We start from the raw sequence: 20,082 nt of genomic DNA on the forward strand, positions 1-20,082 counted from the left end.
GCGGTGCCGGCATATTATCGCTCAGGGCGGACGAGCACCGAGTCGACTGGAGGGCCGAAGTGGCCAAGACGGTCCTGATCGTGGAAGACAACGAGCTCAACATGAAGCTCTTCCGCGATCTGTTGGAGGCTCATGGTTATCACACGTCCGGGACCAGCAACGGGTTCGAGGCGCTTGATCTGGTTCGCAAGCTTCGTCCCGATCTGGTCCTCATGGATATTCAGTTGCCGCAGGTATCCGGCCTGGATGTCACGCGCTGGATCAAGGACGATCCCGAACTGCGCGCGATTCCCGTGGTTGCGGTGACGGCGTTTGCTATGAAGGGCGACGAGGAACGCATCCGCGAGGGCGGCTGCGAGGCTTACCTGTCGAAGCCCATTTCGGTCGGCAAGTTCATCGAGACCGTTCGCCGGTTCGTGGGTTGAGGAGATAAGAGTGTCCGCGCGTGTTCTGGTCGTCGACGATGTCCCCGCCAATGTCCGGCTCCTGGAAGCGCGCTTGTCGGCGGAATATTTCGACGTTTTGACCGCGTCCAATGGCGCGCAGGCATTGGAGACCTGCGCCCGCGCCGAGTGCGACATCATCCTCCTCGACGTGATGATGCCTGACATGGACGGTTTTGAGGTCTGCCGCCGGCTGAAGGCCAACCCGGCAACCCATTTTATTCCGGTGGTGATGATCACCGCGCTGGACAATCCGTCCGACCGTGTGCGCGGCCTTGAGGCCGGCGCCGATGATTTCCTGACCAAGCCGGTATCGGATGTCGTGTTGACCGCGCGGGTTCGTTCGTTGACGCGTCTGAAGATGATGACCGACGAACTCCGCCTGCGGGCCATGACTTCGCTCGAAATCGGCATGCAGGCGCCGGAGCGCGAGGCGGTCTGCGATAGCGGGAAGGGCGGGCGCATCCTGCTGGTCGATGACCGTCCCTCGTCGTATGAGCGGCTGGCGTCGATGCTGAGCGCCGAACATGCCGTCGACGTCGAAGCCGACCCCTCCGAGGCGCTGTTTCGTGCCGCCGAAAGCAATTACGATCTCCTTATCGTCTCGCTCGGGCTGGAAAATTTCGACGGCCTGCGGCTGTGCAGCCAGGCGCGCTCGCTGGAGCGGACGCGACACGTTCCGATTCTCGCCGTTGCCGACGCCGACGGCAGCCCGCGATTGCTGCGTGGTCTCGAGATCGGCATCAATGATTATCTGCTGCGGCCGATCGACAGGAACGAACTGCTCGCCCGCGCGCGCACGCAAATCCGCCGCCGTCGCTATACCGTTCACCTGCGTGACAACGTGGCGAGTTCGATCGAAATGGCCGTCACGGACGGACTGACCGGGCTGCACAACCGGCGTTACATGGAAAGCCATCTGACGACGCTGGCCGAGCAGGCCTCGCTGCGCGGCCAGTCATTGGCGCTCATGATGCTTGATATAGACTACTTCAAGGCGATCAATGACAATTACGGCCATGACGCCGGTGACGATGTTCTACGGGAGTTCGCGCTGCGTATCCGCAAAGCTATTCGAGGAATCGATCTGGCCTGCCGTTACGGCGGCGAGGAGTTCGTGATCGTGATGCCGGAGACCGACCTGCATGTCGCCGGCATGGTGGCCGAGCGCCTGCGCCGCGCGATTGCTGGCGAACCGTTCTCCATCCACAAGGGGACGAAGCTGATCAAGGTGACCATCTCGATCGGATTGTCGACCCTGGAGCGGAAGGGGGAGCCTATCTCTGACGTCGTGAAGCGCGCCGATGTCGCGCTTTACCGCGCCAAGCATGACGGCCGAAACCGCGTCGTGGCGGAGGCGGCTTGATCTCCGCCGCCTGACTCTCGCCGAGGAATGAGAGCCTTCTCGCGTCTGATGGAATCAGAAGCGAAGCCCCATGATCTGGTGTGTTTTTCTCACGCGAACCTGTGTCGGTCCGTGGTCAAGCCCAAGAACAAAACGTGGCTTCGATCGCAAATGCCATCGTGTATTTGCAGCGCTGATATGCGCGAGCGCATTCCACGTCCTATAGCGTTTTCGCGCGAAGCATGTCCTCGGGCTTGACCCGAGGACGGAATCCGGTTCGCGTGAAGAAAACGCGTCAAACGTTGCCATAAGACGCGCAAAATAAAACGGAGCGCGAAAGCTCCGCACCGGTTGCGCAGGCCAGATCTTACCTGCTCTTGCTTACTTGATCTTGGCTTCGCGGAATTCGACGTGTTTGCGCGCAACCGGATCGTATTTTTTCTTGACCATCTTGTCGGTCATGGTGCGCGAGTTCTTCTTGGCGACGTAGTAGAAGCCCGTGTCAGCGCTGGAAACCAGCTTGACCTTGATGGTGACGGCCTTGGCCATGTGCAAACCCTTGATGTCGGAAAAGGAAAGCCGGCCACATCAGGCCTGCATCTGGCCGGCAAACTAGCCGCGAAACGTCGAAAGTCAAGGATTTCAAGGCCAACGACGCCAGAATCAGTCCATGATGGCGCGGATCGTCGGCGGCAGGCGTTGCGGTTTCCAAAGCCGTTCAACGTGATCCTTCGGATGCAAGGCTATAGCTCTTTTGACGAAGCTGATTGTCACATTAGGCAAGAAACATCGTCATAGTATTGTCTGCTTTTATGTATTTTTCGGATGGTTCATCCGCTGGCTCCGTGAAAGGCAAGGAAGTTGCGGGATGAGCTTGCCCGCTGCTGGCTATGGCGTTTTCGAGCGAAGCATGTCGTTGGGGAAGCATGTCGTTGGGCTTGACCCGAGGATGGATACCGGTTCGCGTTAAGAAGGCGCGTCAAAACAACAATCTGGAGCTTCGCTTCTGATTCGGTCAGAAGCGATAATGCTTTAGAGTTCTTCAAGTATGATCGAATCGGCAAGTGTGGCTTCAACGCTTCAACTTCAGAGTTTCCGCCAAGACTGCTCGCAAGGGGTTCCTTAGCGCCCCGGCGGCGAATATGTTCGCGTGGGGCAAGTGACTTGGTGGGGAAAGTGACTCGGTGGGGAAAGTGACTCGGTTGGGCAAGTGGCTCGGGGGATGATCCGGCGTAGAGGCTCGGCCTTGTTTACGTCTTGTGATATGAAGAATGGAATTCTGCGGATGGGTGGTGTGAGACTGGCGGCGGCGGCCGCCGTGTTGGCTTTTATGACTGCGTGGCCGGGGACGGCGACACGGGTCTCCGCCGACACCATCGAATCTGCATTGGTGCGTGCCTACCAGAGCAACCCTCAGCTCAATGCCCAGCGCGCCGCTGTTCGTGCGACCGACGAGAGCGTGCCCCAGGCCCTTTCGGGCTATCGGCCCAGAGTCGCCGTAACCACGAGCGGCGGCTTTCAGCATACCGACATGACATTTAGCCAGGGTCTGCCGGGTCAGGGAAACGTCCTAGGGAGGATCAAGGGTAATCAGACACCGGTAGCTATCGGCGCCACGGTTTCACAGACGCTGTTCGACGGATTCCAGGCCGCCAACAGGACCCGTGCGGCGGAAGGACAGGTTTCGGCGGCGCGCGAGGGGCTAAGGGTCCTCGAGCAGACCGTACTGCTCGCTGCTGCGACCATCTATATGGATTATCTGCGGGATGCCGCCATTGTGGAGGTTCAGCGCAGCAATGTTCGCGTCCTCGAGGAGACGCTCAAGCAGACGCGTGATCGTTTCAATGTCGGCGAGGTGACCCGCACCGACGTGGCGCAGTCCGAGGCCCAACTCGCCGCCGGACGCACCCAGCTTATGGCCACTGAATCCACCCTCATAACCACGCGCGCGAATTATCGGCGCATTGTCGGCAACGAACCGGGGCAGTTGGCGCCGGGCTCGCCCGTTGATCGCTTTCTGCCGTCAACGCTCGCGCGTTCCGTGGATCTCGCCCTTACCCAAAATCCCAATGTGACCGCGGCGATGTATGGCATCGACGTCAGCCATTTGCAGGTCAAGGTTGCGGAGGGCGTGCTGTTTCCGACCGTGACCCTTCAGGCCAACGTGCAGAAGGGGTACGATCAGCAGCTCACATTGCCGACTCAGTTCGCCGCATCGGCGATCGCGCAGGTGTCGGTGCCGATCTATCAGGGCGGCGCTGAATATTCGCTGATCCGCCAGTCCAAGGAAACGCTGGCGCAACAACGTCTCAACCTCGAGCAGGTTCGCAATCAGGCGCGCGCCAGCACTGTGCAGGCGTGGGGCCAGCTCGAAGCAACCAAGGTGCAGGTGAAGTCGGCGCAGGCGCAGGTCGAGGCTTCGGAGATCGCGGTCAACGGCATTCGCGAGGAAGCCAAGGCCGGTCAACGAACCACGTTCGACGTGCTGGTCGCGCAACAAGCCCTCGTCAGCGCCCGAGTGGCCCTGGTGACGGCTCAACACGATCGCGTGGTCGCCTCCTATGCGGTTTTGAATGCCGTTGGCCGGTTGACGCCGCAGGTACTTAAGCTGAACACCACGGTGTACGATCCCAGTGTCCACTATCATCAGGTTCGCGACAGCTGGATTGGCCTGCGTACGCCGGATGGACAGTAGTTGCGCCGACGGCGGCGGGTCCTTTGCTTGCAATCAATTGATGCCATGACATACCTTTGCACGAGGTCGTGAAGCGATTCGGACGTCGTCGGATGCCGGTCCTGCTGCGAGGGCCGGCCCGGAATTGATGTCACCACCAGTTCGCAGCGCTTTCTTGGGAAATAAATCCGGTTGCGATCGATGTCGGCGCCCGCATCTGGAACCGGATGAAAATCCTTATATCGCTTGAAGCTGGCGCTCTGGCGAGGGCCGTGACAGATGTGGAGTTGGACATGACGCAACCTGCAAAAGTCCAAGAGCCCTCCATGGAGGAAATTCTGGCGTCGATCCGTCGCATCATCGCGGACGATGAAAAGCCCGCCGCGGCCGGAAAAGCTGCCGTCGCTGACGTAGTGGAAGCGCGGCCTCGGACCGCTCCCGCCCCTAAGCCGGCCGCTCCCGCGAATGCTGACGCCGCCAACAGCCAGGACGATATCGACGCGATGCTTGCGAACCTCGACGCAGCAGCCACCGGGAAAGAAGGCCGTCCCGCCGAGGCTGAGGAGGTGTTCGAACTGACGGACGAAATGGCCGTGCCGGATGCAAGGCAGGACGCTTTTCAGAAAATCGAACCTCAGGATGATCTGGAATTCGCCGAAGCGACGCAGGTCGCGGCTGCCTCGCCGGATTCAGCAGCCATCCCCCCGTCCAATCCGAATGCCGCGCCGGCGGCGCGGATTCTGTCGCACTCGACCGTTTCAGCGGTTGAAACGGCCTTCAACTCGCTTGCCAGCACGGTGTTGACCAACAACGCCCGCACCCTTGAGGATCTCGTCAAGGAGATGCTGCGCCCGATGCTGAAGTCCTGGCTCGACGACAATCTGCCGGGGTTGGTGGAGCGCATCGTCAAGGCTGAAATCGAGCGGGTCTCGCGCGGTCGTCCCTGATCCGCTCCACCAGCCGGGAATGCGGCGGCCACCGGAGCGGAAAGCCGAACCGTCTCCAGGCGTCATGAGAAACTCACATCTGCGCTATGCGGCCGGTTTATTCGGTGGTCTTGTTGACTTGATGCGCCCTGAAAGGCTTTTAGCCGTCAGGGGATCTATTTCGTGAACTGACCTGAAACGCCCCGACTGTGATTGCATTGACATGATCGAAAAAACCTATCAGCCATCCGATATTGAAAGTCGCATGTCCCGCGTTTGGGAAGAGGCCGGCGCGTTCAAGGCCGGCCGGCCCGAACGCCGCGAGGCTGAGCCGTTCACGATCGTCATCCCGCCGCCGAACGTCACCGGCTCGTTGCACATGGGGCACGCGCTGAACAACACCTTGCAGGATGTGCTGTGCCGCTTCGAGCGGATGCGCGGCCGCGACGTGCTATGGCAGCCAGGCACAGATCATGCCGGCATCGCGACCCAGATGGTTGTGGAGCGGCAGTTGATGGAACGGAAGGAGCCCGGCCGCCGCGAGATGGGCCGCGCCAGGTTTCTTGAACGAGTCTGGCAATGGAAAGCGGAGAGCGGCGGCGTTATCGTCAACCAGTTGAAACGGCTGGGAGCGTCCTGCGATTGGTCGCGTGAGCGTTTCACCATGGACGAAGGGCTGTCACGCGCGGTCGCCAAGGTTTTCGTCGAGCTGCATCGCGCCGGCCTGATCTACAAGGACAAGCGGCTGGTCAATTGGGATCCGAAACTGCTCACCGCGATCTCCGATCTCGAGGTGAAACAGGTCGAGGTGAAAGGCAGCTTGTGGCATCTGCGCTATCCGATCGAGGGCAAGGCTTTCGACCCGAGCGATCCCTCGACCTATATCGTCGTCGCCACCACGCGGCCGGAGACCATGCTGGGCGATACGGCTGTCGCGGTGCATCCGGAGAACGCGAAGCTCGAATACCTGATCGGCAGCAATGTCGTGCTGCCTTTGGCCGGCAGGATCATTCCGATTGTCGGCGACGACTATGCCGATCCGGAGAAGGGCACCGGCGCGGTCAAAATCACCCCGGCTCATGATTTCAACGACTTCGAGGTCGGTAGGCGCCACCACCTGCCGCAGATCAGCGTGCTCGATCGCGAGGGACGGCTGACGCTATCCGAGAACGAGGATTTCCTGCGCGGCCTTCCGTCGGGCGCGTTGATGCTGGCTGAGGAATTCGACGGCATGGATCGCTTCGCCGCGCGCAAGGCGATCGTGGCGCGTCTCGAAGAGTTCGGCTTTCTCGACAAGATCGAGCCGCATACGCACATGGTGCCGCATGGCGACCGCTCCAACGCCGTCGTCGAGCCCTACCTGACCGACCAGTGGTACGTCGACGCCAAGGAACTGGCGCGGCCGGCAATGGCCGCCGTGCGTTCCGGCGAAACGGCGTTCGTGCCGAAGAACTGGGAGAAGACCTATTTCGAGTGGATGGAGAACATCCAACCCTGGTGTATCTCGCGGCAGCTCTGGTGGGGTCATCAGATTCCGGCCTGGTACGGGCCCGACGGAAAGGTGTTCGTCGCGGAAACGGAGGACGAGGCGATCGGCCATGCGCTCGGCTATTACGTCGAGCAGGGCGTGATTACGGCGGAGCAGGGCGCCGGGATGGCGCGCGATCCGGCGAAGCGTGATGGCTTCATCACGCGAGACGAAGACGTGCTCGACACCTGGTTTTCATCGGCGTTGTGGCCGTTCTCGACGCTCGGCTGGCCGGACGAGACGCCGGAGGTGAGGCGTTACTATCCGACCAACGTGCTCGTCACCGGCTTCGATATCATCTTCTTCTGGGTTGCCCGAATGATGATGATGGGCATCCACTTCATGAAAGAAGCCCCGTTCTCGACGGTCTACATCCACGCGCTCGTTCGCGACGAGAAGGGCGCCAAGATGTCGAAGTCGAAGGGCAACGTCATTGATCCCCTTAATCTGGTCGATAAGTACGGCGCGGATGCGCTGCGCTTTACGCTCGCCGCGATGGCGGTGCAGGGCCGCGACATCAAGCTCTCTCCGCAGAGGGTCGAAGGCTATCGCAATTTCGCGACCAAGTTCTGGAACGCGTGCCGTTTCGCGGAGATGAACGATTGTGTCGTTCCCGCCCGGTTCGATCCGACCGCGGCGACGGAGACACTGAACCGATGGATCGTTCATGAGACCGCGCGTACGGCGTGCGAGGTCACCGAGGCCATTGAATCCTCTCGCTTCAATGACGCCGCAAGCGCGATCTACCGCTTTGTCTGGAACGTCTATTGCGACTGGTATCTTGAGCTCGCGAAGCCCGTCATTCTGGGTGAGGACAGCCCCGCCAAGTCCGAGACACGCGCGATGGTCGCCTGGGCGCGCGATGAAATCCTGAAGCTTCTCCATCCGTTCATGCCGTTCATTACGGAGGAGTTATGGGCGGTGACGGCGGAGCGGACGCGACTGCTGACCCTGACGGAGTGGCCCAACAAGGCCGATCAGACCCGCAAACGGCGGACGTTGATCGCGGCCGCCGACCCCTTCATCGGGTCGGAGCCGATAACCGATCTGCTGGAGCCCTACTTCCGCGACGATGCCGCCGAAGCCGAGATCGGCTGGGTGGTCGATCTCGTCACGGCGATCCGCTCCGTCCGCGCGGAGATGAATATTCCGCCTGCAACCCTGGCGCCGCTGGTGCTGGCTGGCGCGTCCGACGAGAGCAGGGCGCGGGCGCAGCGCTGGAGCGATGTCATCAAGCGGATGTCCCGGCTTGCGGATATCTCGTTCGCGGACCAGGCGCCGGCGGGCGCCGTGCAACTGCTGATCCGTGGCGAAGTCGCCGCGCTGCCGTTGAAAGGCATCGTTGACGTCGCCGCCCAGCGTACGCGTCTGGGGAAGGAAATCGCTAAGGCTGACGCCGACATCGCTCGCGTCGATCTCAAGCTCGCGGATCAGAATTTCATCGCCAACGCGCCCGGAGAAATCGTCGAGGACGAAAAAGAAAAGCGGGAAGCAGCGGCCGCTCGCAAGGCGAAGTTCGTCGAGGCGCTGGAGCGTTTGAAGGCCGCTGAGTGAGTGTTGCGCGATCGTCGTCGCTGCGTCCCCTGGGTCTGCTATGGCTTGGGGGCGTGGGGCTGCGGCTCACGATCCTTGCGGTGCCGCCGGTACTGGCGCTTATCATTTCCGATCTTGCGCTGTCAGGAACCGAGGTCGGGATCCTCAATGCCATTCCGGTCAGTTTGTTCGCGCTTGTCGCGGTGCCCGGATCGCTGCTGATTTCGCGCGTCGGCGCCGTCAGGGCGCTCGTCGTTGGCCTTTTGATCGCGGCGGTCGGGTCGGCGCTGCGCGGTTTCGCCATCGGCGCGATGACGCTGTTCGCGGCGACCGCGCTGATGGCGGCGGGCGTCGCCCTGATGCAGCCGGCGTTGCCGCCGCTGGTTCGGCAATGGGTCCCCCGCCGGATTGGTTTCGCCACGGCCGTCTACACCAACGGATTGCTATGCGGCGAAATCTTCCCGGTCGTGCTTGTCGTGGTGACCGTGCCGTTGCTGGGAGGCGGGTGGCGCGGAAGTCTCGAACTCTGGTCGATCGCGGCGGCGGCGATCGCATTGATCATCTTCGTTGCCCGGCCGGGCGGCGACCAGGTATCCGCTCAGCACAGCCGCTGGATGCCGGACTGGCGCGATCCGCTGCTGTGGAAAATCGGCCTCGTCGCCAGCGCGAACAACCAGCTGTATTTCTGCACCAATGCGTTTCTGCCAGGCCTGCTGCTGCAAAACGGCCAGACCGAGCTGATCGGACCTGCGCTATCGGCGCTCAATCTCGGGCAGTTGCCGGGGTCGATCATTCTTATTCTGATGGCCAGCCGTCTCGAGCGGAGGAGATGGCCGCTGGTTCTTTGCGGCGCGCTCGGCCTGCTCGCTGTCCTCGGCACTGCGACGAGCACGAGTTTTTGGGCGATCGTCGGTTCGGCGGCGCTGGTGGGCTTCACCTGCGCCGTGGGCCTCACTCTTGTACTGACGCTGCCGGCCCTGCTGGTCGCTCCCGATGACGTACCCCACAACTCGGCCGGAATGTTCACAATCGGTTACGGAATCGCCATGCTGATCTCCATCGTCAGCGGGATGGTCTGGGACATCACCGGGAACGCCGTGGTTGCGTTCGTGCCGATCGGTCTTGCCGTCGTGCCGATGGTCGTGCTGCCGCTGGGAATTGATTTCAGTACCCGGCGCTCCTGAACGGCTTGCTCAGGAACTTCGATCCTTTCAATCCGTATCGCCATGGCAGGTCGGCGGCCTTGGTGATGCCGATGCGCACGCCGGCGACGACGTCGGCCTTCTCTGTTCGCCGAAAGACCGCGATCGGCGGCGCATCGAGCGGCAGCGCGTTATGCGCGATCGATATGCCGAGCGCCTGGCATAGTCTGCCTGGCCCTGAGCACAAAAGGCGTTCCTCATGCAGCCCGCGCCGCCGCCGCATCGCCGGAATGCCGTGGGTCGGCTGTAGCGCGCGGATCAGAACCGCGGCGGCGGAGCCATCCATTTCACAGACGAAGTTCACGCACCAGTGGATGCCGTAAGAGCGATAGACATAGGCGAAGCCGGGTGGGCCGAACATCACCATGTTTCGCGGCGTCGGTCCCCGATGGGAATGCGCCGCCGGTTCGGTGTGATGATAGGCCTCCACCTCGACGATGATGCCGCCGACGCCGTCGACCAGCAGGGTCGCGCCGATCAGGTCGGGAGCGACATCATGCACGCTGCGCCCGAAAAACGCGCGCGTGAGGGGTTTGCCGAGAACAGGTGGATCTGGGCCATCGGATGTCAGGTCTTGAGTCAGTTTCATGCGGCAATCGGAGCGGGCGGGTGGATTCGGGATATGTTACATATCTGGCTGATCCGGCGAAGCGGGTTGCAGCCCCGCGCCGCGCGGATTACCTAAAGCCTTCCCGCTTCTGACAGAAATCAAAAACGGGGCATACGATCTTGATCTGACGTGTTCTCTTCACGCGAACAGGTCGTTCGTTCCGCTCGAAAACGCCCAAAAGTCTTCTGGATCATCCATGGTCGTCATCCTCGATACGATTTCCGCCAATCCTGTCCGGCCGCGGCATCCGGAGAAGGCCAACCGGCCGGATGCGTTGTCGCCGCCGAAACCCGACTGGATTCGCGTGCGCGCGCCGAACACGCGCGGCTATGCGAATACGCGCCGGATCGTCAAGGAGAACGGACTGGTCACCGTATGCGAGGAGGCGGGCTGCCCGAACATCGGCGAGTGCTGGGACAAGAAACACGCCACCTTCATGATCATGGGCGACACCTGCACCCGCGCCTGCGCCTTCTGCAATGTCAAGACGGGAATGCCCGGTGCGATCGAGTCGTCCGAGCCCGAATACGTGGCTGAAGCGACGCGCAAGCTGGGGTTGGCGCACGTCGTCGTCACATCCGTCGATCGCGACGATCTCGATGACGGAGGCGCGGAACATTTCGCGCAGACGATACGCGCTATCCGTGAGCGTTGTCCGGCGACGACGATCGAGATCCTGACGCCCGATTTTCTTCGCAAGGACGGCGCGCTGGAAAAGGTGGTGGCGGCGAAGCCCGATGTCTTCAACCACAATCTCGAAACCGTTCCGTCGCGTTACCTGACTGTGCGGCCCGGCGCGCGCTATTTCCACTCGATCCGCCTGTTGCAACGGGTGAAGGAGATCGACCCGGCGATCTTCACCAAGTCCGGCATCATGGTCGGGCTTGGCGAGGAGCGTCACGAGGTCTTGCAGGTGATGGACGATCTGCGGTCGGCGGATGTCGACTTTCTTACCATCGGGCAATACCTGCAGCCGACCCGCAAGCATCACGCCGTGATACGTTACGTCACGCCGGAGGAGTTTTCGAGCTATGAGACTGTCGCTTACACCAAGGGTTTTCTGATGGTATCGGCAAGCCCGCTGACGCGCTCGTCGCATCACGCCGGCGAGGACTTTGCAAAGTTGCAGGCCGCCCGCGCCACGTTGTCGCGGTAAGCGCCACCGGGATGCCGTCGTTTTCAAGCAAGCGCCGCGTGCGTCACAGCGCGAGCGAGATGTTCGATCTCGTGGCGGATGTCGAGCGCTATCCGGACTTCGTGCCGCTTTGCCAGTCGTTGAAGGTGCGGCAGCGCACGCCCGCGGCCGACGGCAAGGAAGTCGTGGTCGCTGATATGACCGTGTCGTTCAAGCTCGTGAGCGAGTCCTTTACGAGCAAGGTGACGCTGGATCGGCCGAACCTGAAGATTGTCGTTGAGTATCTGCGCGGGCCGTTCAGCCACATGGAGAACCGCTGGACCTTCGAGCCGAAGTCGGATCAAGGCTGCGATGTGGGGTTTTTCATCACCTATGAATTCAAGAGCCGGATGCTGGCGATGCTGATGGGCGCGATGTTCGACACCGCGTTCCAGCGTTTCGCGGCGGCGTTCGAGAAACGCGCCGCCGCCGTGTACGGTCCGCCGAAGGCGAGGACCTGACGCGACATGTTCAGGTTTTCTTTGGAGAAGGTTTTACCGGCGCTGCGGTGCGCCGCCGCTCGGAAGCCCGGCGTGTCGGCGCTCTCGCCGCGCGCGGCCGCGACCGGCTGATGCTTTCGCGGCGGACTTTCGCGGGCGGCTTCGGGCCGCGCGTCAGTTCCATCAGCATCCGCAGGGCTTCGACGACCGAACGTTGCCGTACTGAACTGCGGCCGATGGCGCCGAAGCGGCATTCCCGATGGATCAGGCGGCCGTCACGCGCCGCGGCCGCAAAATGAACGAGGCCCACGGGCTTGCCCGGCGTTGCGCCGCCGGGACCCGCGATCCCGGTGATGGAAACGGCCAGATCGGTGTCGGCGCGCTCCAGCGCGCCTATCGCCATCGCGGTCGCGGTTTCCTTGCTGACAGCGCCGAAACTGTCGAGCGTGCCGGCCTTGACGCCAAGCATCGCGCGCTTGGCGTTATTGGAATAGGTGACGAAACCGCGATCGATGACGTCCGAGGAGCCGGGAATCTCGGTCAGCGCCGCGGCGACCAGTCCGCCGGTGCAGGATTCGGCCGTTGCGATCGTGAGCTTGCGCATCCGGCAAATGTCGAGCAGCGAACGCGACAGGGCGCGTGCGTCGCTGTTGTTCATGTCAGGTGTCCCGGCCCTTGTCGTTCCAGGGCAGACGGATGGTGGCGCTGGCAGTCGCCGCGATTCCTTCCTCGCGTCCGGTGAAGCCGAGCCGTTCGCTGGTCGTCGCCTTCACGGCGATGCGCGAGATGGCGACCCCGGTGATATCAGCGATGCGCGCCCGCATCTGGTCGCGCAGAGGTCCGATCTTCGGCTGCTGGCATATCATGGTGACCTCGAGATTGGCGACGCGGCCGCCGCGCGCCGTAACCCGGTCGACAGCATACTTCAGAAATTTGTCGGAAGCCGCCCCTTTCCATTGCGGGTCGCTGGGCGGGAAATGCGAGCCTATGTCGCCGTCCGCGAGCGCTCCGAGAATGGCGTCGACCAGCGCGTGCAAGCCGACATCGCCATCGGAGTGCGCCAGGAAGCCGCAATTATGCGGCACCTTCACGCCGCACAGCATGAGGTGATCGCCTTCGCCGAAAGCATGCACGTCGTAGCCCGTGCCGGTTCTGATGTCGCCGAGAGCGGCCGCGAGACGCGCTTCCTCACGCACGAAATCTTCGGGAGTCGTCAGTTTCATGTTCGCAGCATCGCCCTCGAATGTCGCCACCGTCAATCCCACCCACTCGGCGAGCGCGGCGTCGTCGGTGAAATCGTCGCGGCCCTCGCGCGCCGCACGGCGGTGCGCATCGAGTATCATATCGAAATGGAACGCCTGCGGCGTCTGCGCGATCCGCAGCTTTGCACGGTCGGGGGTCGCGTTGACCGCGCCGGATTCATCGACCTGCTTGATGGTGTCGGTAACGGCAATAGCGGGCACCGCCGCGCCGGCTTTATCGGCAGCGTCGATGGCGCGCGTGATCAGCGCCGGTGTGACGAACGGGCGGGCGGCGTCGTGGATCAGCACGATGTCCGGCGCGTCGGCCGCTAACGCCTCAAGGCCGGCGCGAACGGAAGCCTGGCGCGTGGCCCCGCCATTCGCGGGCGGACGATAGCGGAACTGGGCGGCGGCCTGATTGAACATCGAGAGGTCATCGGGATTGAGCACCGGCTGAACCGCGAACACGTCGGGATGCTGGCAGAACGCCTCCATCGCCCGCGAAATCACGGTTCGTCCGCCAATCGTCCGGTATTGTTTGGGGCCGCCCGCGCCCGCGCGGAGACCGCGGCCCGCGGCGACAATGATGGCGGCAGTTCGTTTTGAGCTGGGCATTGGACTCGCTGTGAAGGAATCGGGTTGTTTGAGCAGGCCCTTACCACGCCGTTAGCAAAAACAGCAGGAGTCCGGACCAGCCGCGAATTATTCGGTGCTGGCGTAGTTGGCAAGATGCCCGGAACTGGCTATTGTGTAGGCATAAAACCATCATGCCTAATAAATAAGCTATTCGGAACGTGGCACGGAACGATTGGACCATGAGCAAGAGCCTGACAGGTCCTCCTCCGTCATCAAGTCTCGGACCGTTCGCGGTCGGAGATATTTCGATCCGCAACCGCGTTCTTCTTGCGCCGATGTCGGGGATCACGGACAGGCCGTTTCGACGTCTTACGGAGTCGCTGGGGGCGGCGCTCGTTGTTTCGGAAATGACCGCGAGCGACGATCTCGTCCGCGGGCGTCCAATGTCCGTCCTTCGCTGTGAAGCCACCGGTCATGGGCCGCACGTCGTTCAGCTTGCCGGCTGCGAGACGCGCTGGATGGCGGAAGCCGCGCGGATCGCCGAGGCGGCCGGCGCCGACATCATCGATATCAACATGGGTTGTCCCGCCCGGCACGTGACAGGCGGCCAGTCGGGTTCGGCGCTGATGCGCGATCCCGACCATGCCCTCGACCTGATCGAGGCGACGGTCGGCGCGGTGAACGTGCCGGTCACACTCAAAATGCGCCTCGGATGGGACGGCCACTCGTTCAATGCGCCTTCGCTGGCGCGGCGCGCCGAATCCGCCGGCGTGCGGATGATCACGGTTCATGGCCGGACGCGCTGCCAGTTCTACAAAGGCCGCGCCGATTGGCGGGCCGTGCGGGCCGTGAAGGAAGCGGTGCGCGTTCCCGTCGTCGTCAACGGCGACATCACATCGTTCGACGCAGCCGTTGCTGCGCTGGAGGCGTCGGGGGCCGATGCGGTCATGGTGGGCCGCGGCGCGCAGGGCCGCCCCTGGCTGCCGGGTCAGATCGGGCGGCGGCTCGAAACCGGCATCGAAGAATCCCATCCTTCGCTCACGGATCAGTTGGCTTACATCCGCGCGCTTTATGACGACCTGCTTCTGCATTACGGCCTGCGCATCGGGCTTCGTCATGCGCGAAAGCATCTTGGCTGGGCGCTGGATACGGCGGCAGCGCTTCGTGCCGTGCCGACACCGGTCCAGAAATCGTGGCGGACGAAAATTCTGACGGCCGATGATCCCTCCGGCGTACAGCGGTTACTGGTGGACGCGTTCGACGATTTCGCGTGGAGGGCCGTGGCATGACGTCGATCGCGCAGCGTCCGCGCGTCGCGTCTTCCGATGGCGAGGCCATTCTCAACGCGCTCCCTAATCCTGTGCTGCTGGTCGCGCCCGACGGCCGGATCGTTGACGCCAACATGGCGGCAGAGTCCTTCTTTGAGATGTCGAAGCAGTTCCTGCAGCGCGAGCCACTGAAACAGCTTATCCCATTCGGCAGTCCGCTCCTGGCCCTGATCGATCAGGTTCGCGACAGCGGCGCGCCCGTCAACGAGTTCAGGGTTGATCTCGGCACGCCGAGGATCGGCCGTGACCGTCAGGTCGACCTGCATGTCGCGCCCCTGACCGAACGGCCCGCTCACGTCGTGGTGATGATCCAGGAGCGCACCATCGCCGACAAGATGGATCGGCAGTTGACCCATCGCAGCGCGGCCCGATCTGTGATCGCGCTTGCGGCCATGCTCGCGCACGAAATCAAGAACCCGCTTTCCGGGATTCGTGGTGCGGCGCAGCTTCTTGAACAGGGGGCGACGCCGGACGATCGAATGCTGACCCGGCTGATCTGCGACGAGGCGGACCGTATCGTCACGCTGGTCGATCGCATGGAGGTATTCGGCGACGAGCGGCCGATCAGGCGGGAGCCTGTCAACATTCACGCGGTGCTCGATCATGTCAAACGGCTCGCGCAGTCGGGCTTCGCGCGAAATGTCAGGTTCACCGTTGATTACGATCCGTCGCTTCCGCCGGTTCTCGGCGATCGGGATCAACTGGTTCAAATCTTTCTGAACCTTGTCAAGAATGCCGCCGAAGCTGTTTCCGATCTCGGAGAAGAGGGAGAAATCCAGTTCACGACCGCATTCCGTCCCGGCTTGCGCCTTTCCCTCCCGGGCAAGAAAACGCGGGTTTCGCTGCCGCTGGAGTTCTGCGTCAAGGACAATGGTCCCGGCGTGGCGGAGGATCTGCTTCCGAACCTGTTCGATCCGTTCGTCACCACCAAGCAGACCGGCAGCGGGCTCGGTCTGGCGCTGGTCGCAAAGATCGTCGGGGATCACGGCGGCATCGTCGAGTGCGAGTCGCAGCCGCGCAAGACCAACTTCCGTATCCTGCTGCCGATGTTCGATTCCGGTCCGGTACACCGGCAGGGCGATGACGCTGCCGCGTCCGGAATACCGCCACGCACCGCGCGTCATCCAGCATGAGGACAAAATGTCTCCAGCCAACATACTTGTCGCCGATGATGACGGAGCCATCCGCACGGTGATCAATCAGGCGCTGTCGCGTGCCGGTTATGACGTGCGCCTGACCGGGAATGCCGCAACGCTGTGGCGATGGGTCAGCCAGGGCGAAGGAGATATCGTGATCACCGACGTGGTGATGCCGGACGAGAACGCCTTCGACCTTCTGCCTCGCATCAAGAAAATCAGGCCGAACCTGCCGGTCATCGTGATGAGCGCGCAGAACACCTTCATGACGGCGATCCGCGCCTCCGAGCGCGGCGCTTACGAATACCTTCCGAAACCGTTCGACCTGAAGGAACTGATCGCAATCGTCGGCCGCGCGCTCGCCGAGCCGAAGGAGAGCGCGGCCAGCCGCGGCGACGAGAATGAAGGCGATTCCCTGCCGTTGATCGGCCGGTCCCCCGCCATGCAGGAAATCTACCGTGTTCTGGCGCGGCTGATGCAGACGGACCTGACCGTGATGATTTCCGGCGAGTCCGGCACCGGCAAGGAACTTGTCGCGCGCGCGCTTCATGACTACGGCAAGCGTCGCGGCGGTCCGTTCGTCGCCGTCAATATGGCGGCGATTCCCCGCGACCTGATCGAATCGGAGTTGTTCGGTCACGAACGCGGCGCATTCACGGGCGCGAACGCCCGCGCGTCGGGCCGTTTCGAGCAGGCCGAAGGAGGGACTCTCTTTCTCGACGAAATCGGCGACATGCCGATGGAGGCGCAGACACGTCTGCTTCGTGTGCTTCAGCAGGGTGAATATTGCACCGTCGGGGGAAGGACGGCCATCAAGACGGATGTCCGCATCGTTGCGGCATCCAACAAGGATCTTCGTGTCCTGATTCAGCAGGGGCTGTTTCGCGAGGATCTTTTTTTCCGCCTCAACGTGGTGCCGCTGCGCCTGCCGCCGCTCCGCGAACGCATCGAGGATCTGCCGGATCTGATCAGGCATTTTTTCGTGCTTGCCGAAAAGGATGGACTGCCGCCCAAGAAGCTGGACGCGCTTGCGCTAGAACGCTTGAAGCGGCACCGCTGGCCCGGCAACGTCCGGGAGCTTGAAAACCTTGCGCGCAGGCTGGCCGCGCTCTACCCGCAGGATGTCATCACCGCTCCGGTGATCGATTGCGAGCTTGCATCTCCCGAGGCGACCTCCGGAAGTAACGCCCAGAACATCAATAGTCTCGGTGGCGCCGTCGAGATGTACATGTCGTCGCTTTTCTCAGGCTCCCCGAACGGGCTCCCGCCGCCTGGCCTGTATCAACGCGTTCTCAGGGAGATTGAGGTCCCGCTTCTCACCGCCGTGCTGGCGGCGACGCGCGGCAACCAGATTCGCGCCGCCGACCTTTTGGGTTTGAACCGCAACACGCTCCGTAAAAAAATCCGCGATCTGGATATCCAGGTCTACCGTTCCGGAGGATAGGTAGCCGAGTCTACCGGCAGTTTTTCCGCCATTCACGATCGAACCGGACTCAATCGATTGTTGCCAGTCGCGGCTGATGTTCGCGCCGCGGAAATGTCCCAATTGTGCAACATTGTTGTATGATTGCATCAGTTCGCTGGTTGCGCCAGCCAGCTTAAACGCCCAGCTTTCACGCGGATGACCACAGCAGACACGCCGGTTCCCTCGCACGATCCGACATTCGCCGAGTCGCGTGGCTGGGCGATGCGCCGGCTATTGGCGCCCGTCGCGATCGGCCTTGCGCTGCTGTCGGCATTCCTGACTTTCGTGGTTTTGGTTGGCCTCACGCCGATCGAGCCGACGCACCGGGTCGTCATTACGTTTCTGCTGGTCGACGCCGGCATCATCCTTCTGCTCGTTGGCATCATCGCCCGCGAGGTCTGGCGTGTCGTGCAAGCCCGCCGCCGGGGGCGCGCCGCGGCGAAGCTGCATGTGCAGGTCGTCGGTCTTTTCTCGATCATCGCCGTTCTGCCGGCGGTCGTGGTGTCGGTCGTCGCCAGCGTCACGATCGATCGCGGCCTTGACCGTCTGTTTTCAGGGCCGATCAAGGAGGTTATTGAGAACTCGCGGATCGTCGCACACGCTTATGCGAACGAGCATGCCCAACTGATCCGGGGCGATATCCTGGGCATGGCCAATGACGTTTCCAACGCACGGCCGCTCTACGACCAGGACCGCGTGACATTTCTCCAACTCCTGACCTCCAGCGCCAAGGCTCGCAACCTTCCCGGCGCGATGCTGATCGATAAGGAGGGTCATCTGCTGGTATCGGCGCAAACCGGCATCAAGCGAGCCTACGACACGCCGAACCCCGACATTCTCAAGAATGTGAATGAGGACGATCCGCAGATCGCGCTCATTCCGGAGGCGAACTACGTCGCCGCCGTCATTCGCCTTCGCGCGTTTCAGGACACGTTCCTTTACGTCGCGAGATTGCTCGATCCCTATGTCGTCTCGCAACTGAAGCAGACCGAGTCGAGCATTGTCGAATACGCCACGATCGAGGCTCGGCGTCTTGGCATCCAGGTGGCGCTCGCGCTGATGTTCGCTGTGATTGCGCTGACCATTCTGATGGCGTCGGTATTGCTAGGCCTCAACTTCGCGGACCGGTTCGTGGCCCCCGTCCGACGCCTGATGAACGCGGCCAACCTCGTATCCACCGGCGACCTGAACGTTCAGGTTCCTGTTTTGAAATCCGAAGGCGACCTGGCGCAGCTCGGCGAGACATTCAACAAGATGACCGCCGAATTGCGCACTCAGCGCGACGAACTCGTTAATGCGAGCGGCCTGATCGACAGCCGGCGCCGTTTCATCGAGGCGGTGCTGTCGTCGGCCAGCGCCGGCATCATCGGCGTCGACGGCGCCAACACCATCCGCATCCTGAACCGCTCGGCGGAGAAGCTGATCGGCCATTCGGAATCAGAAACGCTCGGACATCCGCTATCCGAGGTCATCCCCGAGCTGAGCGATCTCATGCAGACGGCGAGGGAGGGGGCGCAACGGCTGGTGCAGGGCCAGATCACGCTCAATCGCGACGGCAATGAGCGTAACATCTCGGTGCGCGTCAGCGCCGAGCAAACCAGTCAATCGCGTGACAGCTACATCATCACCCTGGACGATATCACGGAGCTTGTGACCGCGCAGCGTACGTCCGCGTGGGGCGATGTGGCGCGACGTATCGCTCATGAAATCAAGAATCCGTTGACACCGATCCAGCTTTCGGCCGAGCGCATCCGCCGTAAATTCGGCAAGGTGATCACTCAGGACAAGCCGATCTTCGAGCAATGCACCGACACCATCGTGCGTCAGGTTGAGGATATCAGGCGGATGGTCGATGAGTTCTCGCGTTTCGCGCGAATGCCGAAGCCCGTGATGGAAGGAGAGGATGTCGCCGATACGGTCCGCCAGACGGTTTTCCTCATGCGTGTCGGACATCCCGAGATCGATATCGAAGCCGACATCAGGCAAGAACCGATGCGCGCGCAGTTTGACCGGCGGCTGATCTCGCAGGCGCTGACCAATATCATCAAGAACGCGGCCGAAGCCATCGAAGCGGTGCCGCCGGAGGTGCTCGGAAAAGGCCGGATCGACGTCATCGCCGCGCAGGAAGAAGACGACATCATCATTGACGTGATCGACAATGGTGTCGGCTTACCGAAAGTTGCGCGCGCGCGGCTGCTGGAGCCTTACGTGACGACACGCGAAAAGGGTACCGGCCTTGGTCTTGCGATCGTGGGGCGCGTTCTGGAAGACCACGGCGGAAAGCTCGAGCTCAATGACGCGTCGGCGATCAGGCCGGAAGCGCGGGGAGCCTGGATGCGGTTGCGGTTTGCAGCGACGGGGCCAGCGAATGCGGGAACCATTGGGGATGATGGAGCGACTAACGGGGATACCCTGACCGGAAAAGAAACAAAGACTGAGGTTGCGACCGGCGGCTGACGAG

At 62.3% G+C, this 20,082-nt stretch carries 16 protein-coding genes; 12 read left to right on the top strand and 4 right to left on the bottom strand.

Annotated elements, in window-relative coordinates; genetic code table 11:
- Positions 1-59: 59 nt before the first annotated feature.
- Both NWI_RS07420 and NWI_RS07425 read left to right on the top strand, forming a co-directional pair.
- Complete coding sequence (locus tag NWI_RS07420) at positions 60-425, top strand: response regulator (RefSeq protein ID WP_011314701.1); 366 nt, start codon at positions 60-62, stop codon at positions 423-425.
- Positions 426-435: 10 nt separating this feature from the next.
- Positions 436-1,809 carry a PleD family two-component system response regulator gene (locus NWI_RS07425; RefSeq protein WP_011314702.1) on the top strand — a complete coding sequence of 458 codons (1,374 nt, stop codon included), beginning with the start codon at positions 436-438 and terminating at the stop codon, positions 1,807-1,809.
- A gap of 360 nt (positions 1,810-2,169) precedes the next feature.
- Here the strand turns inward: NWI_RS07425 and rpmG are convergent, their stop codons facing one another.
- Positions 2,170-2,337 (bottom strand): 50S ribosomal protein L33, encoded by a 168-nt coding sequence (rpmG, locus tag NWI_RS07430; protein ID WP_006611239.1) that lies wholly within the window; start codon positions 2,335-2,337, stop codon positions 2,170-2,172.
- A gap of 736 nt (positions 2,338-3,073) precedes the next feature.
- Here rpmG and NWI_RS07435 point away from each other — a divergent pair.
- From NWI_RS07435 to NWI_RS07450, 4 genes are all read left to right on the top strand, one after another.
- The gene (locus NWI_RS07435) at positions 3,074-4,483 is read left to right on the top strand and encodes a TolC family outer membrane protein (protein WP_081431766.1); all 1,410 of its coding nucleotides are present in this window, start codon (positions 3,074-3,076) and stop codon (positions 4,481-4,483) included.
- Between the two features lie 272 nt (positions 4,484-4,755).
- Positions 4,756-5,409: a PopZ family protein gene (locus tag NWI_RS07440; RefSeq protein ID WP_041345504.1), complete on the top strand. Its 654-nt coding sequence runs from the start codon at positions 4,756-4,758 to the stop codon at positions 5,407-5,409.
- 202 nt (positions 5,410-5,611) lie between these two features.
- The gene (locus NWI_RS07445) at positions 5,612-8,470 is read left to right on the top strand and encodes a valine--tRNA ligase (protein ID WP_011314705.1); all 2,859 of its coding nucleotides are present in this window, start codon (positions 5,612-5,614) and stop codon (positions 8,468-8,470) included.
- A complete protein-coding gene (locus tag NWI_RS07450; RefSeq protein ID WP_011314706.1) occupies positions 8,467-9,633 on the top strand; it encodes an MFS transporter in 1,167 nt (388 codons plus the stop codon). Before NWI_RS07445 ends, NWI_RS07450 begins: the two co-directional genes overlap by 4 nt.
- Here NWI_RS07450 and NWI_RS07455 read toward each other — a convergent pair.
- Positions 9,614-10,240: a DNA-3-methyladenine glycosylase gene (locus tag NWI_RS07455; protein ID WP_011314707.1), complete on the bottom strand. Its 627-nt coding sequence runs from the start codon at positions 10,238-10,240 to the stop codon at positions 9,614-9,616. The genes NWI_RS07450 and NWI_RS07455 overlap by 20 nt on opposite strands.
- A 217-nt stretch (positions 10,241-10,457) precedes the next feature.
- Between NWI_RS07455 and lipA the strand changes: the two genes are divergently transcribed.
- Entirely contained in the window at positions 10,458-11,417 is a 960-nt protein-coding gene (gene lipA, locus NWI_RS07460) for a lipoyl synthase (RefSeq protein WP_011314708.1), read from the top strand.
- Between the two features lie 11 nt (positions 11,418-11,428).
- A complete protein-coding gene (locus NWI_RS07465) occupies positions 11,429-11,896 on the top strand; it encodes a type II toxin-antitoxin system RatA family toxin (protein ID WP_011314709.1) in 468 nt (155 codons plus the stop codon).
- A gap of 10 nt (positions 11,897-11,906) precedes the next feature.
- Here the strand turns inward: NWI_RS07465 and NWI_RS07470 are convergent, their stop codons facing one another.
- Complete coding sequence (locus tag NWI_RS07470; RefSeq protein WP_011314710.1) at positions 11,907-12,533, bottom strand: CinA family protein; 627 nt, start codon at positions 12,531-12,533, stop codon at positions 11,907-11,909.
- A 1-nt stretch (position 12,534) separates the two neighbouring features.
- Complete coding sequence (locus NWI_RS07475; RefSeq protein WP_011314711.1) at positions 12,535-13,731, bottom strand: bifunctional 2-C-methyl-D-erythritol 4-phosphate cytidylyltransferase/2-C-methyl-D-erythritol 2,4-cyclodiphosphate synthase; 1,197 nt, start codon at positions 13,729-13,731, stop codon at positions 12,535-12,537.
- 200 nt (positions 13,732-13,931) lie between these two features.
- Here NWI_RS07475 and dusB point away from each other — a divergent pair, with 200 nt between their 5' ends.
- From dusB to NWI_RS07495, 4 genes are all read left to right on the top strand, one after another.
- Positions 13,932-14,981, top strand: a complete 1,050-nt coding sequence (dusB, locus tag NWI_RS07480) for a tRNA dihydrouridine synthase DusB (protein WP_011314712.1) — start codon at positions 13,932-13,934, stop codon at positions 14,979-14,981.
- On the top strand, positions 14,978-16,153 hold the full coding sequence (locus tag NWI_RS07485; protein WP_011314713.1) for a two-component system sensor histidine kinase NtrB: 1,176 nt from the start codon (positions 14,978-14,980) through the stop codon (positions 16,151-16,153). The genes dusB and NWI_RS07485 overlap by 4 nt, the downstream gene beginning before the upstream one ends.
- A 7-nt stretch (positions 16,154-16,160) precedes the next feature.
- Positions 16,161-17,600 (top strand): nitrogen regulation protein NR(I), encoded by a 1,440-nt coding sequence (ntrC, locus tag NWI_RS07490; RefSeq protein ID WP_011314714.1) that lies wholly within the window; start codon positions 16,161-16,163, stop codon positions 17,598-17,600.
- A gap of 177 nt (positions 17,601-17,777) precedes the next feature.
- Positions 17,778-20,078 carry a sensor histidine kinase NtrY-like gene (locus NWI_RS07495; protein WP_011314715.1) on the top strand — a complete coding sequence of 767 codons (2,301 nt, stop codon included), beginning with the start codon at positions 17,778-17,780 and terminating at the stop codon, positions 20,076-20,078.
- The last annotated feature ends 4 nt before the right edge of the window (positions 20,079-20,082 follow it).

It is taken from the genome of Nitrobacter winogradskyi Nb-255, from assembly GCF_000012725.1.
In the GTDB taxonomy this organism is placed as follows: Bacteria; Pseudomonadota; Alphaproteobacteria; order Rhizobiales; family Xanthobacteraceae; genus Nitrobacter; species Nitrobacter winogradskyi.